At 59.0% G+C, this 14,413-nt stretch carries 10 protein-coding genes; 7 read left to right on the top strand and 3 right to left on the bottom strand.

The annotated features are described in order from the left end of the window. Positions 1-84 precede the first annotated feature (84 nt). The 5 genes from hrcA to lepA all read left to right on the top strand — a co-directional run bounded on the left by hrcA (position 85) and on the right by lepA (position 6,985). Entirely contained in the window at positions 85-1,128 is a 1,044-nt protein-coding gene (gene hrcA, locus ACYVRZ_RS01775) for a heat-inducible transcriptional repressor HrcA (protein ID WP_461224271.1), read from the top strand. Between the two features lie 13 nt (positions 1,129-1,141). Continuing rightward, entirely contained in the window at positions 1,142-1,723 is a 582-nt protein-coding gene (gene grpE, locus ACYVRZ_RS01770; protein ID WP_461224269.1) for a nucleotide exchange factor GrpE, read from the top strand. Between the two features lie 36 nt (positions 1,724-1,759). Next, the gene (dnaK, locus tag ACYVRZ_RS01765) at positions 1,760-3,619 is read left to right on the top strand and encodes a molecular chaperone DnaK (protein WP_461224267.1); all 1,860 of its coding nucleotides are present in this window, start codon (positions 1,760-1,762) and stop codon (positions 3,617-3,619) included. Between the two features lie 121 nt (positions 3,620-3,740). Beyond that, on the top strand, positions 3,741-4,880 hold the full coding sequence (dnaJ, locus tag ACYVRZ_RS01760; protein ID WP_461224265.1) for a molecular chaperone DnaJ: 1,140 nt from the start codon (positions 3,741-3,743) through the stop codon (positions 4,878-4,880). A gap of 266 nt (positions 4,881-5,146) precedes the next feature. After that, on the top strand, positions 5,147-6,985 hold the full coding sequence (gene lepA / locus ACYVRZ_RS01755) for a translation elongation factor 4 (RefSeq protein ID WP_461224263.1): 1,839 nt from the start codon (positions 5,147-5,149) through the stop codon (positions 6,983-6,985). A gap of 532 nt (positions 6,986-7,517) precedes the next feature. Here the strand turns inward: lepA and ACYVRZ_RS01750 are convergent. After that, positions 7,518-9,296, bottom strand: a complete 1,779-nt coding sequence (locus tag ACYVRZ_RS01750; protein WP_461224261.1) for a helix-turn-helix domain-containing protein — start codon at positions 9,294-9,296, stop codon at positions 7,518-7,520. An 833-nt stretch (positions 9,297-10,129) separates the two neighbouring features. Here ACYVRZ_RS01750 and ACYVRZ_RS01745 point away from each other — a divergent pair. Beyond that, positions 10,130-10,825, top strand: coding sequence for a hypothetical protein (locus ACYVRZ_RS01745; RefSeq protein WP_461224259.1), 696 nt, complete (start codon positions 10,130-10,132; stop codon positions 10,823-10,825). Positions 10,826-10,835: 10 nt separating this feature from the next. After that, complete coding sequence (locus ACYVRZ_RS01740; protein WP_461224257.1) at positions 10,836-13,409, top strand: AAA family ATPase; 2,574 nt, start codon at positions 10,836-10,838, stop codon at positions 13,407-13,409. Between the two features lie 115 nt (positions 13,410-13,524). On the opposite strand, the gene ACYVRZ_RS01735 is transcribed toward ACYVRZ_RS01740, so the two are convergent. Next, the gene (locus ACYVRZ_RS01735) at positions 13,525-13,983 is read right to left on the bottom strand and encodes an ASCH domain-containing protein (RefSeq protein ID WP_461224256.1); all 459 of its coding nucleotides are present in this window, start codon (positions 13,981-13,983) and stop codon (positions 13,525-13,527) included. A gap of 78 nt (positions 13,984-14,061) precedes the next feature. Beyond that, positions 14,062-14,388: a hypothetical protein gene (locus ACYVRZ_RS01730; RefSeq protein ID WP_461224254.1), complete on the bottom strand. Its 327-nt coding sequence runs from the start codon at positions 14,386-14,388 to the stop codon at positions 14,062-14,064. Positions 14,389-14,413 lie beyond the last annotated feature (25 nt).

The raw sequence follows: 14,413 nt of genomic DNA, 5'->3' as shown, positions 1-14,413 counted from the left end.
GGGGTTGACTTTGCTAAGGGCGGTTGCTATATTAGTAATTGTGTTAGCACTCATTGCTTTGCAGTGCTAAAAAGAGGTGGCAATATGTTGACGAAACGCCAACTGCTCGTCTTAAAGGAAATCATTCGGCTATTCACGGAAAGTGGTCAGCCTGTGGGTTCTAAAACCTTGATGACGGAATTACCGATTCACGTCAGCTCGGCGACGATCCGCAACGACATGGCGGCCTTGGAAGAGCAGGGATTGATTACAAAGACACACAGCAGCTCCGGCCGCGTCCCCTCGACGAAGGGCTACCGCTATTACCTGGACAACCTGGTGGAGCCGGCACAAGCGACGCCTAACGAAATCGCTGCGATTCAGCAGGGGTTCGGCGGTCATTTTTACAAGATTGACGAGATTGTGGCCCAAAGCGCCCGGATCCTGTCCAATCTGACCAGCTACACCGCCATCAGCCTTGGTCCCGAGGTGACGAACATTCGCCTGACGGGCTTTCGGCTGGTGCCGCTGGGCAACCACCAGGTGATGGCGATTCTTGTCACCAGCAACGGTAACGTGGAGAACCAGTTGTTCACGCTGCCGCCGGAGGTTGACCCCGACGAGGTCGAAAAGGCGATCCGCATCATCAACGATCAGCTGGTCGGCCTGCCGCTCGGGGCAGTTGCGCAAAAGTTGCAAACCGATGTGCCGGCGGTGCTGTTCAAGTACATGACCTCCGCCGATGGCTTCTTGGACATTTTCGGCAACGTCTTGCAAAAGGCGGCGGCCGAGCGATTCTTCGTCGGTGGCCGGCTGAACCTGATGGATTACGTCGGCGATGCGGATGCTGGGCAGCTCAAGCAGCTTTTGGGCATGATCGACTCGGAGCAAGGCGACATCAACCGGCTGCTCAACCCGAGCACCGCGGCCGATCTGCAGGTTCGCCTGGGGGCCGAGCTGACGCCGGACGTCTTGGCTAACCTGAGCGTCATCACGGCCAAGTACAGCGTCGGCGAGCACGGCACCGGGATGATCGCTTTAATCGGGCCGACTCAGATGCCGTATTCCAAGATGATCGGTCTGCTGTCAGCCTTTCGTGAGGAGCTGGCCAAGCGGTTGACCAACTACTACACGCATTTTGATCAATGACAAGGAGGCTCCCATGACGAAAAAGGAGAAAGAGACGCAGCCTACTGAAAAGCAGGCCCAGCCCGACGCGGCGCCCAAGCAGTCCTTGAAGGAAGAAATTGCCGCCGAGATGGCCGCTGACCTGGACGCCCAGGTGAAAGAAGATGCCATCGACGTGCCGGCGCTTCAAAAGGAGCGAGACGAGCTCGAAGACAAGTACCTGCGGGCCGCCGCCGAGATCAGCAACATGAACAACCGCTTCAAAAAGGAACGAGCCCAGCTGCTGAAGTACGACGGCCAAAAGCTCGCCGCCGCGGTTTTGCCGGTGCTTGACAACCTCGAACGCGCCTTGCAGACGCCGGTCGATGCGGATTCCGCGCAGTCGCTGAAGAAGGGCGTCGAGATGGTGTACAGCCACCTCGAAACCGCCTTGAAGGACAACGCGGTGACCGAAATCGATGCCAGCGCCAAGTTCGACCCGACGCTGCACCAGGCGGTTCAAACCGTACCGGCGGATGACGACCACCCCAAAGACAGTGTCGTTCAGGTCCTGCAAAAGGGCTACATGCTCAAGGACCGCGTGTTGCGGCCGGCCATGGTCGTCGTGGCCAATTAACACTGAATCTAAATCGTAAAGAGAAGGGATACTACTATGAGTAAAGTTATCGGGATTGACTTAGGGACCACCAACTCCGCCGTCGCCGTGCTTGAAGGCGGCGAGCCGAAGATCATCACCAACCCAGAAGGCAACCGCACCACGCCTTCCGTTGTCGCCTTCAAGGACGGCGAAATCCAAGTCGGCGAAGTCGCCAAGCGCCAGGCCATCACCAACCCAGACACCATCATCTCCATCAAGCGTCACATGGGCGAGGCCGGCTACAAGGTCAAGGTCGGCGACAAGGAATACACCCCGCAGGAAATTTCCGGGATGATTCTGCAGTACATCAAGAAGTTCGCCGAGGATTACCTGGGCGAAGACGTGACGGATGCGGTCATCACCGTGCCGGCCTACTTCAATGACTCCCAGCGCCAGGCGACCAAAGACGCCGGTAAGATCGCCGGCCTGAACGTGTCGCGGATCGTCAACGAACCGACCGCCTCGAGTCTGGCTTACGGCCTGGACAAGACCGATAAGGAAGAAAAAGTCCTGGTTTACGACCTCGGCGGTGGGACCTTCGATGTCTCCATCCTGCAGTTGGGCGACGGCGTGTTCGAAGTGCTGTCGACCAACGGTGACACGCAGCTGGGCGGCGATGACTTCGATAACAAGATCATCGACTGGCTGGTCAGCGAGTTCAAGGCCGAAAACGGCATCGACCTGGCCAAGGACAAGATGGCGATGCAGCGCCTGAAGGACGCCGCCGAAAAGGCCAAAAAGGACCTGTCCGGCGTTTCCTCCACGCAGATTTCCCTGCCATTCATCTCCGCCGGCGCCAACGGCCCGCTGCACCTGGAGCGGACGCTGACCCGTGCCCAGTTCGACCAAATGACTGAAGACCTGGTTCAAAAGACCAAGGTGCCGGTTGACAACGCCTTGCGCGATGCCGGCCTGACCGCCGCCGACTTGGACAAGGTGATTTTGAACGGTGGCTCCACCCGCATTCCGGCCGTTCAAGACGCCGTGAAGTCCTGGACCGGCAAGGAGCCGGACCACAGCATTAACCCAGACGAGGCCGTTGCGCTCGGCGCTGCCATCCAAGGCGGGGTCATCTCCGGTGACGTCAAGGACGTGGTGCTGCTCGATGTCACCCCGCTGTCTTTGGGGATTGAAACCATGGGCGGTGTGTTCACCAAGCTGATCGATCGCAACACGACGATCCCAACCTCCAAGAGCCAGGTCTTCTCGACGGCCGCCGATAACCAGCCGGCTGTTGACATCCACGTGCTGCAGGGCGAACGCCCGATGGCCGCGGATAACAAGACTTTGGGCCGCTTCCAGCTCACCGACATCCCGGCTGCCCCACGTGGCGTTCCTCAGATCGAAGTCAAGTTCGACATCGACAAGAACGGCATCGTGCAGGTTTCCGCCAAGGACCTCGGCACCGGCAAGTCCCAAAACATCACAATCAAGAGCTCGTCAGGCCTGTCCGATGACGAAATCGATCGCATGATGAAGGAAGCCAAGGAGAACGAGGAAGCCGACTCCAAGCGCAAGGAAGAAGTCGACCTCAAAAACGACGTCGACCAGCTCCTGTTCCAGACGGATAAGACCCTGAAGGAACTCAAGGGCAAGGTCTCCGACGACGAGATCAAGAAGGCTGAGGACGCCAAGGAAGCCCTGAAGAAGGCCCAGCAAGAAAACAACATCGAAGACATGAAGGCCAAGCGCGACGACCTGAACAAGATCGTCCAAGACATGACCGTCAAGATGTACGAAGAAGCCCAAAAGGCGCAGCAGGCGGCCGGTGCCCAAGGCAACCCGACCGGTGATGCGACGCAGGCCACCGACGACAAGAAGGGTGACTCAGACGACACCATCGACGGCGAGTACAAGGACGTCGACAAGAAGTAAGCCCAGCAGTTCCGTTGAAAAGCCGAAGCCCAGGCGGCTTTGGCTTTTTGATTGAGATTGTGCTATCCTGAAAGGACTTTCCGCGCGTCGGCTTCGCCACGCGCCGCTCAAAGGAGACAATATGGCAGAGAAAGATTATTACGACATTCTGGGCGTCAGCCGCGATGCGGACGACGCGACCATCAAGCGGGCCTTTCGCCAGTTGTCGAAGAAGTACCACCCGGACATCAACCACGAGCCCGGTGCGGAACAGAAATTCAAGGAAATCAACGAGGCCTACCAGGTCCTGTCCGATCCCCAAAAGCGCGCGGCCTTCGATCAGTACGGCTCGGCCGACGGTCCCCAGGGCTTCGGCGGTGGCCAAGGCTTCGGCGGCGGTCAGGGCTTCTCCAGCCAGGGTTTCGGCGGCTTCGACGACATCTTCAGCCAGTTCTTCGGTGGTGCCGGCGGCGGCCAGGCGCCGAACGCGCCGCGCCAAGGCGCCGACCTGCAGTACCGCATGGACCTAACCTTCACCGAGGCGATTTTCGGCAAAACCACCAAGATTTCTTACGACCGCGATGCGGTGTGTCACACCTGTGGCGGCTCCGGCGCCAAGCCCGGCACCAGTCCCGTGACCTGCAGCAAGTGTCACGGCTCCGGCTACATCCAGGTTCAGCGCAACACGCCGCTTGGGGCCATGATGAGCCGTGAAGTCTGCGACGTCTGCCACGGTACCGGCAAGGAAATCAAGGACAAGTGCGTGGACTGCCACGGCACCGGCCACCAAAAGGAGCGGCACACCATCGATGTGACCGTCCCAGCCGGCGTCGAGGACGGCCAGCAGATGCGCCTGCGCGAGGCCGGCGAGGCCGGTCAAAACGGGGGGCCTTACGGGGATTTGTTCATCGTGTTCCGCGTGGCCGCAAGTTCTAAGTATCAGCGCGACGGCGCGACCATCTACCTGAAGCTGTCGATCAGCTTCGCCCAGGCGGCGCTGGGGGATGCGATTAAGGTCGACACGGTTCACGGCCCGGTTGAGCTCAAGATTCCGGCCGGCACCCAGACGGACAGCAAGTTCCGCCTGCGGGGCAAGGGGGCACCGCGCCTGCAAGGCGCCGGCATCGGCGACCAGATCGTCACGGTGACGGTCAAGACGCCAAAATCCCTGAACCAAAAGCAAAAAGATGCGCTGATGGCCTTTGCGGCCGCCAGCGGCGAGGATGTCACCCCGCACGAAGGCTCGCTTTTCGACAAAGTGCGAGACGCGTTCAAGAAGTAAGGCTGACCGCTTGGCGGCCCGTCCCGGTGGGGGCGGGCCGCCTTTGCGTCTCGGCGAGCCGGTCCCTCGGCACCGGCCACGGTTGGTCGAAGCACGGCCGGTAACCGCCAGCGTCAATCGCCGCCTGCACGGGCGACGGCCACCGGCATCAGGCAGCGCTGGTCCGGCTCACCACTGGAAGACCGAACAACCCGGCAACGGCAGTGGCGCATTCGGGCGCAGTTCGGGTATACTAGGAGTAGTGACTTTCAGAAAGAGGCAACCCATTGGATAAAGCAGAGTTATTGAATCGCCAGCAGCACATCCGCAACTTCTCGATTGTGGCCCACATCGATCACGGCAAGTCGACTTTGGCCGACCGCATTCTGGAGTTGACCGACACGATTGCCAAGCGCGACATGCAGGCGCAGGTGCTGGATGACATGCCGCTTGAGCGTGAGCGCGGCATCACCATCAAGCTCAACGCGGTGGAGCTTCACTACAAGGCCCAAAACGGCGAGACCTACATTTTTCACCTGATCGACACTCCGGGGCACGTCGACTTCTCCTACGAGGTCAGCCGCAGCCTGGCCGCCTGTGAGGGGGCACTGCTGCTGGTCGACGCGGCGCAAGGGGTCGAGGCCCAGACGCTGGCCAACGTCTACCTGGCGCTGGACGATGACCTGGAAATCGTGCCGATCATCAACAAGGTGGATCTGCCGAGCGCCCAGCCCGACGTGGTGAAGGAAGAGATCGAGGAGATGATTGGCCTCGACGCCTCCGAGGCGATTTTGACCAGCGCCAAAACCGGCCTGGGCATCCCGGAGGTGCTGGAGCGCATCGTCTCGGACATTCCCGCCCCCAGCGGCGACTTGGATGCGCCACTTGAGGCCCTGATTTTCGATTCCGTCTACGACTCTTACCGCGGCGTCGTGTTGGCGGTGCGAATCAAGCAGGGGATGGTGCGGCCCGGCGACACGATTCAGCTGATGAGCAACGGCAAGACCTTCGACGTGACCGAGGTCGGCGTGATGTCGCCCAAGGCCGTGCCGCGGGACTTCCTGATGGTCGGCGACGTCGGTTACATCACCGCCAGCATCAAGACCATCCAAGACACCCGCGTTGGCGACACCGTGACGCTGGCGGCCCGGCCGGCGACCAAGGCCCTCGATGGGTTTCGCAAAATCACGCCGATGGTCTACTCCGGCCTGTTCCCGGTCGACAACGCGCGGTTCAACGACTTGCGCGAGGCGCTTGAGAAGCTCCAGCTCAACGATGCGGCGCTGGAGTTCACCCCGGAAACCTCCCAAGCCCTGGGTTTTGGCTTCCGCTGCGGCTTCTTGGGGCTGTTGCACATGGACGTGGTACAGGAGCGGCTCGAGCGTGAGTTCAACCTGGACCTGATCATGACCGCGCCTTCCGTGGATTACCAGGTCAAGCTGACCGATGGCAGCACGATCACCATCGATAACCCGGCCGAACTGCCAGAGCCCAGCGAGATTCGCAGCATCGCAGAGCCCTTCGTCAAGGCCAGCATCATGGTACCCAACGAGTACGTGGGGCCGGTGATGGAGATTGCCCAGCGCAAGCGCGGCGAGTTCGTCACCATGGATTACCTCGACAAGTACCGCGTCAACGTGATTTACAACCTGCCGCTGTCCGAAATCATCTACGATTTTTTCGACGACCTCAAGAGCTCGACCAAGGGGTACGCGAGCCTGGACTACGAGATCACCGGCTACCGCGAGTCCGACCTGGTCAAGATGGACATCCTGCTCAACGGCGACGCGGTCGATGCGCTGAGTACGATTGTTCACAAGGACTTCGCCTTCGACCGCGGCCGCGCCATCGTGGCCAAGCTGAAGGAAACCATTCCGCGCCAGCAGTTCGAGATCCCAATCCAGGCCGCCATCGGCAACAAAATTATCGCCCGCAGCACCGTCAAGGCCTACCGCAAGAACGTCTTGGCCAAGTGCTACGGTGGCGACATCACCCGTAAGCGCAAGCTGCTGGAGAAGCAAAAGGCCGGCAAGAAGCGCATGAAGGCAGTCGGCTCCGTCGAGGTGCCGCAAGAGGCGTTCATGAGCATTCTGAAGATGAACGAGGATGACACCAAAGGCAAGTGAGAATTGAGCTGGCGGTAGCCACCTGAGCCATGTTAATCGTACGGATAGCCCTTGAGCGCAAGGGCTATTTTGTTTGTACTTACATGCCTATAATGACGTCCTCACTTGCAAGTGTAAATAATTGTGGCGACTGTATTGTTAATCGTAAGCGAATTACCTGTGCTTTTCTGAAATAATCATCATTCGCTCCCGCTTGCCCAGGGCTGGCACCAATACCCACTTGAAAAATGTGCAGGTGATGGGGCTCTTTTTTCTCAGACAAGGAATTAGTGAAAATACAGCTGTGTCGGCGTTGGTTAGCCAATTACTCGATTTGTAGCCTTTTTTCGGAGCTGAACCATGAATACCGTTGGTGGCCGTGATCGCCCGGTTACGAATTGCGGTGACAAGATAGATTTTTAGGTTCGATTAGGGCTTTTAGCGCCTTGTGTGGGAGCCAGAAGCTAGGGCAGTACAACGGCCGTGAATGGCTGGTTGCGGTGCAACTGAAGTGTTGCCGACTGAAGGCCGTCGGTTTGGGGGGCCGATGGGGCTACTTGAAGTGCGCGTAGTCTTTATCAAGTGCAAACAGCATCCAATGCGCTGGTTCAAAGGCGTTGTTTGGCTGTGGCATTATCAGTGCCCTTGCTTTGTTGAAGGCGGCGACGGCCGCACGTGTCTCTGCCGTGTCATGTCGGAACGCTTTGGCCATGAGTTCGACCTGTGTGACAGCGGCTTGTACATTCCAATTGTATTCTGCAAATTTGCCGGTGTCTTTGAAGTATTCGGCGACTCGCGTAATCAGACTTTCGTTTTGAAAGTAGACTGGGCCACACATGAAGGTGTCTGATTCTTCAACGCACAACTCCCACGCTTTCGATCCGTGTCGAAGATGCTTAAATATGGCCTCGGTCATTTCCGGAAGCTGGTCCTGATTGAGAATTTCAAGTGCGTGAAGTGAGAGCCCAAGATCGCCGACAGAAATATCCGTTTGACCAGCATAGTAGTCAACTACTGCTACGGATTCTTCAGCAGTCAGGCCGCGGTTGAGTGGGTCATCGTATGGAAAAAGGTCAGTTGCCATTCCGACTAGTGAGCTAATGAGGGAACGCTCTTGTAGTCGAAGCAGGCCGGCCGGAGTGGCCTGGTTTTCCTTCACGAAATCTCTGACAGCTTTCAACAGGAAGTCGCGGGTGTACTGCTTGGATTTGGCCTCACGGGCTAGGCCGGTGACTTGGTTATAGGTGCGGCGATATGAGCTCACCAAATCACCGCCGCGATTAAGCAGTGTAAGCGGAATGCAAAGCGCCTCAAATAACTGTAGCGTCTTAAGAAATCCGAGCTGCGATTTTCCGTTCTCAAAACGTGACTGCGCGGCTTTGGACCAAGAAATGCTAAGGCCGTCAATCGTTTGGCCATGCTGTTTTCGAATCTTACTCAGGGTTGGACCCGAAAGTACGCTTTCACCTGGTTGAATCCGTAATGCCGGTTTGGCGTTGTCTACTAGCTGCGGATTGTGGGTCGCCGACGACTTTTGGGTATTCCTAATCGTCTTGCGGAGCCATTTCGCGAGAAGCTTAGCACCAAGAACCTGCAAGGCGCTAAGGTAAGGCTCAACCTCTTGCCCATCCGCAAGTGCTAAAGTGATTTTCGCGATTGGATACTCAACGCGATAGCTAGCTTCAGTTTTAGCATTGCTGATGTGTGCCCTCAAATCGGTGCGGATCTCATCACGCAGGGGCTTTCCGCCTCGCAACACGCCAAAGAGTGCAGTGTAACAGATGAAGGGTTGAACCCAGACGATTTGCTCTAGCGGCAAAACAATCAGGCGATGCCAGATTAACGCGATGAGTTCAACGCTGGCGCGGGACAAGGCGTAGAGCAGAACTGTGAGTTCAAGCATGTCTGCCTGAGCCGGGTAGGCCAATACATCCGCGGTAGCTTGCTCAACTGATTTGGTGAGAAAGGTTCCGTTCGTGTTTTGGATAAGAGTGCGGATGAGTTTCATCGGCCCAGATTCGATGAAATTCGGGTGAACTTCGGCGTAGCGCTCGATTTGGCTGAGTAGCCCGGCTGAATCCCCTTTAATTACGTAGTCGCTTGGGTCGGGAAAGCGATAACCAGGGCCACTGATCAGGTCGTCTAGCTCGCGTGGCCCCATACCGATGTTGTACATGAGGGCAGCAGCCGTTTCAGTCGAAATATCGTTTTCACCATGCTCAAAACGTGAAATCGTAGCACCCGATCCCGTAGTGCCGGCCGCCTGTTGGGTCGTAACGCCGTGATTGACTCGAAATTGTCTAAAAATCGCGCCCAACTGCTGCCCGTTCATATCTGTCACCCTCCTAGCTTTTATATAGATATCATACTGCCTGTGTTAGTGAAAAAGAAGCCCGCCATAAAGGCGAGCTAGGTCAAAATTTAGTTGTGAGTGCCGGTACCGTTACCCCAGACGCTACCCAAAACTGACATCAAGTCGAGCATGTGCTTCACTCCCTTCCTGGAACACCCAAGATTCTTACGGCGCGAAGCGCCGAGGCGGCGGAGCCGCGGGGCTTTAGGAGTTGCACTGGAAGGGGGGTGTCTCGCATATGGGCAGTGGCGCTGGTGCGTGGTTAACACAATCGCCCATCCTGTCGGGGGATGGGCGATTGTGTGGGTACGTGACCGGCTTCTTTTGATGAACCAGCATCTGAGGCATCGATTGACCAGTTCAAGTCGGCGCAGATTGGAAACAACGATGAGGGCAAGTTCATGTGGCATGTTGAAGAACGCAAACGCTTCATCCGTCTTGAAGCCAACTCATTCAATCGTGAAGCCGATGCGGTACGACCCGCCGACTCGGTGTGGCCTGACATTGCTTTTTGCGGCAGGTGAAAGCGATGCATCCGTCTACTCGCGCTGCTCATCGCAGCCCGGCTGATGGGTTTCTCGCGGTGGCAGATTCTTGCTCGCCCCCGCGAAACCCACTTGAGTTTTCCCGAGGATTGGGGTAGCATTAACCTCGTTATAACGACTCATTTTATATTCAAAAAATGATTAGCTAATCAGTTGAACAGGTTCATCACCATCGGAGTTGCATATTTGTAACGCGATTCCGATTTTGTGAGGCCTGGTCAGGGGTTGGCTATTTTTTACGCCATTTTTCACAAGGGAGGAACGCTTATGTCGAGTAAACCAAAATTTGGCGTGGATACCGCGCCGCTGTCATCCACCAAGCAAGACGCCGCAGACCAGCCGCCCAAGCGCGGCTCACACCCCAAGTTCGGGGTCGATGCCGCTACCGCGGCCGCGGTCAAGAACCGCGAGGCGATGGCCGCGACGGTGACCGCGGAGGCGGTCGAACAGGCGGCGGAGGCCGAACGAAGAGCGGCCAAGCGCAACGCCGACACGGCGGCCATTTTGAAGGCCTTCGAAGTGGCCGACGCCAAAAAGAAGGGGCTTGCGTCTAACGGTGGCGCAATCAGGCCGGCGACCAAGTCCGACAACGTCTTGGTGCGATTGTTTACCATGCAGCCGGTCTTGTTTTGGATCACGCGCTACGTGTATGCGGTGCTGGGGGCCGCCTGGCTGTGGTACGTCCGGGTGCCGGTGTGGTTCATCGTCCTCACTGTCTTGCTGTACCCGTTTGCGACCACCGTGCTGCAGGAAATCGGCCGGGCGATGCATGCCAATCGCTTCGTCGTCACCGATGCCTTCTTCGGTCACGGCCAGGGGGAGCCGGCCGCCGACACCAGCTCGGAGCTGCTGCGGTTCGGGCTGTACTTTCTCTTTTTCTTGATCAAGTTTCCGCTCAGCATCGTGATTGGGCCAATCGGGCTCATCTACATGCTCATTGTCGCCAAGAAGCTCAACGATTAGGAGGGACAAGATGAGAAGAGCAATTACGGTGGGCCGCGGCTTTGGCAAAAAATCGCTGGAAGAGGCCTTCAACACGGCCCAGGCGGGGGATGTGGTCTGCGTCGAGCCCGGGGAGTACAACCTGGCGAACGGCTACGACATCGGCTCGCGGTCTTTGACGGTCAAGGGGCTGGGCGAAGCCCCGGGGGAGGTGATCATCCGGGCCCAGATGGTCGTGCAGCAAAACGGACAGCTGACACTTGAAAACCTGCAGCTCGAAAGCTTCGGTGAGGAGGCCGGCGCAATTTTTGCCGCTAGAGGCGCGGTTACGCTGTCGCGCTGCGTTGTGATTGGGCTTCGGTACAATTACCCGACACTGCACGGTGAAGGCGCGACGTTCAGCCTGACGGCGTGTGAAATCGAACACGCCGAGGATGAGGAATTTGGCATCTACGTGGATGAAGCTTCGCATGTCACACTGACCCAGTGCGACGTTCATGGTGTCGCGATTACACAATCACAGATCGAAATCGCCGAGACGCAACTGAGCGGGTTCAGTTACCTTCAGACCCACGCCGAGCTTCAGGCATCTAGTCTCTATGTGGTTCCGGCGGCCTCGGATCGCTGGGCGCTGAGGTTCTTGGACGGAAGTGCGGCGACCATCGAGGATCTCAACGTCGAGGAAGGCGTCGCCAACCTCGACGTCACGGACAGTGCGTTGACGGTTCAGGCCACCAACGCTGATTCGGACCACCGGATCATCGTGTATCCCGATGCAACGGCCGAGGCCAGCGTCCCCGGCGCCGAATGGGGCCAGATGCAGGCAGAAGGCGGCGAAGCTGCCCAGGCCGGCGATGCAGGCGGGGATGATCAGGAAGGTGACGCGAACGGGGATGACCGGGCCGACGACGCCGCGCAAGGCGACCAGGCCACGGCCTCTGGCCAGACCGCGGCCGCGGCCACCGGCGACGCGCCACGCGCTATCGATGAGCTCAACGCGATGATCGGGCTTGAACAGGTGAAGGACGAAGTCGCCCAGTTCGTGAACCTCGCGCAGTTCTCTAAGCTGCGTGAGGAACAGGGCTTTCAGTCGGTTTCCCAGTCGCTGCACTCGCTTTTTCTGGGTAATCCAGGCACCGGCAAGACGACGGTGGCCCGGCTGGTCGGCCGGGCGATGTACGAAGAGGGGGTGTTGCCGACCGAGCATTACGTCGAGGTCAGCCGCAAGGACCTGGTCGCCAACGTCATCGGGGGGACCGCCCTCAACACCCAACAGAAGCTCGAAGAGGCCCGAGGCGGGGTGCTGTTCGTCGATGAGGCCTACAGCCTGTACCAGGAAGGCGGCACCAACTGGGGGCAAGAGGCCGTCGACACGATTCTCAAGTACATGGAGGACCACCGCGACGACCTGATGATCATCTTCGCCGGCTATACTAAGGAGATGAATGATTTTCTGAGCATGAACCCGGGCCTGGCCAGCCGGGCCCCCAACACCTTCAACTTCGAGGATTACGCCCCGGCCGAAATCGCCCAGATCGGGACCCAGGACCTGCAGCGCAAGGGGTTTCAGTTGAACCAAGCCCTGTACGAAAAGGCGATTGAAAGGGCCTACCAGGCCGACGTCAGCCACGACAACGCGCGGTGGGTCCGCAACCAAAACGAGGAGCTGATTCGCATCGCCGCCAAGAACCACCCGGACGTGTTCGATGCAATCACCGACGCGGATATTGGCGAGCTGACCGGCGGCGACGACGGCGACAAGGCCGACAGCACCGAGCAGCTCTTGGCCCAGCTGGACGGCATGATCGGCCTGACGGCGGTCAAGGCCTTCGTCCACGATCTGGTCCAGCAGGTCAAGGTCAATGCGGCTTTGGCCGACACCCTCGGCGATGCCGCCAAGCCGACTTACCACATGGTGTTTGCCGGCAATCCCGGGACCGGGAAGACGACGGTGGCGCGGCTGATCGCCAAGCTGTTCTACAATCTCGGCATTTTGCCTCGCGCCACGGTGGTCGAGGTGTCGCGGCCGGACCTGGTCGCCGGCTACATCGGGCAGTCCGAGGCCAAGACGCAAAAGGTGATTCGCGACGCCCTCGGCGGGGTCTTGTTCGTCGATGAGGCCTACCAGCTGACGCTGGAGGGTCAATCCGGCAACGACTTCGGCCAGCAGGTGGTGGAGACGTTCATCACGGCGCTTGAGAACCAGCGCGACCAGTTCGTCGCGATTTTTGCCGGCTACACCAAGGAGATGGCGCATTTTCTCGATGCCAACCCGGGGCTGCGGTCGCGGATTCCCTTGACCATCGAATTCGCCGACTACACGCCGGATGAAATCGGTGACATCGTGGTCGCCGTCGTCGGCCAAAAGTGGCAGGTCAACCGCGAGCTACTCAAGGCCGTCGCGTCGCAGCGCTACTTGCAGCTGCCGCCGGCGGAGCAGGCCAACGGGCGCTGGGCGCGCACCTTCGCCGAGGCCGTAATCCATCAGCACAAGCTGGCCCTGGCCCAGCGGCTGGACCGCGGCGAGCAGATTGGTGATTCGGCCCGGGTGATTCCAGACGCACTGGTGGTGGCGATGCTGCAGGATGAGTCAAGCCGCGCCTAGGCAAAGGCGGGTCCCGCCGTCAACCTGAATCCGGGTGGCGCCAACGCAAAAAGCGGTCGCCTCACACCCCCTTGAATAGGAGGGTGAGGCGACCGCTTTTTGCGTTGCGGCTGGTTCAGCCGCGGTAGATGACGCGGAAGTTCTCCAGCACCACCAGTGCGGTGGCCGGGTCGAAGGATAAGCCGGCCGCCTGGTACTCGGCGGCGAAAACGGCGTCGTGAACCCGGCGCCAGTAAGCCAGGCTACCGTCGCCTTCGCCTTCCGCCGCGGCGTGGGCGGCGCCGATTTGGGCGTAGGCCTGGACCGTGACCGCGGTGGTCACGGTCAGCGCCACCGGCTCGCCGGTACCGTCCAAAATGATGTCGAGCCCGCCGGTTGCCGGCAGCGGCTCGTGGTCTAGCTGATACAGCGCAAAGCCGCTGGTGGTCGCCGTTTTTTGCCCGCTGACCACAAGCGCTGCCAATTCGTTGGCGGTTTGGGGGTCGGGACCGAACTGGTAGGCGGATTCAAGCGTTGCGTCTGGGGTGATGGCCCCGGCCTGCTTGGCCTGGGCGAAGAATGCGTCTGGGGTCATGGGGACCTGCTTTCTGGCGAGCATCGCCGATTGGGTCAAAAAAGGCCCGGGCAGCGGCCCGGGTCCGGTTGACTGAGGTCAGAACTCGACTTTGTCGACGTCTGACAAGGTGGCGGTTGGCATCGTCAGGCCCATGTCGTCGGCCAGCTTTTGCTTGGCCGCGTCGCGGGTCTTGATGACGTCCATGTTCCACACGATGTTTTCAATGTCACCACCGGCGAAGTCGAAGGGCTCGGCGTAAATGTAGCCTTCCTCCTGCTTCTTTTCCCGGGACTTGGTGAGGGTTGCGGCCAGATCCCGCGCGTAATCGCGGTCCTTCAGGTCTGCAAGCTCCTTTTCGGTGACGAACCCTTGGTCGTTGATTGCGTCTTCGGCAATCTTTAATGCTTCAGCAGTTGCTGCCATGTCAATCTCTCCTATCTGCATCAGT

This window comes from Lacticaseibacillus suihuaensis, assembly GCF_054785075.1.
This window is presented reverse-complemented; position numbering and strand designations above follow the sequence as displayed.

Excerpts from the sequence above, each read along its gene's own strand:
- dnaJ (WP_461224265.1), top strand. The coding sequence starts at position 3,741 with ATGGCAGAGAAAGATTATTACGACATTCTGGGCGTCAGCCGCGATGCG.
- ACYVRZ_RS01745 (WP_461224259.1), top strand. The coding sequence starts at position 10,130 with ATGTCGAGTAAACCAAAATTTGGCGTGGATACCGCGCCGCTGTCATCC.
- ACYVRZ_RS01740 (WP_461224257.1), top strand. The coding sequence starts at position 10,836 with ATGAGAAGAGCAATTACGGTGGGCCGCGGCTTTGGCAAAAAATCGCTG.
- ACYVRZ_RS01735 (WP_461224256.1), bottom strand. The coding sequence starts at position 13,983 with ATGACCCCAGACGCATTCTTCGCCCAGGCCAAGCAGGCCGGGGCCATC.
- dnaK (WP_461224267.1), top strand. The coding sequence starts at position 1,760 with ATGAGTAAAGTTATCGGGATTGACTTAGGGACCACCAACTCCGCCGTC.
- grpE (WP_461224269.1), top strand. The coding sequence starts at position 1,142 with ATGACGAAAAAGGAGAAAGAGACGCAGCCTACTGAAAAGCAGGCCCAG.
- ACYVRZ_RS01750 (WP_461224261.1), bottom strand. The coding sequence starts at position 9,296 with ATGAACGGGCAGCAGTTGGGCGCGATTTTTAGACAATTTCGAGTCAAT.
- ACYVRZ_RS01730 (WP_461224254.1), bottom strand. The coding sequence starts at position 14,388 with ATGGCAGCAACTGCTGAAGCATTAAAGATTGCCGAAGACGCAATCAAC.
- hrcA (WP_461224271.1), top strand. The coding sequence starts at position 85 with ATGTTGACGAAACGCCAACTGCTCGTCTTAAAGGAAATCATTCGGCTA.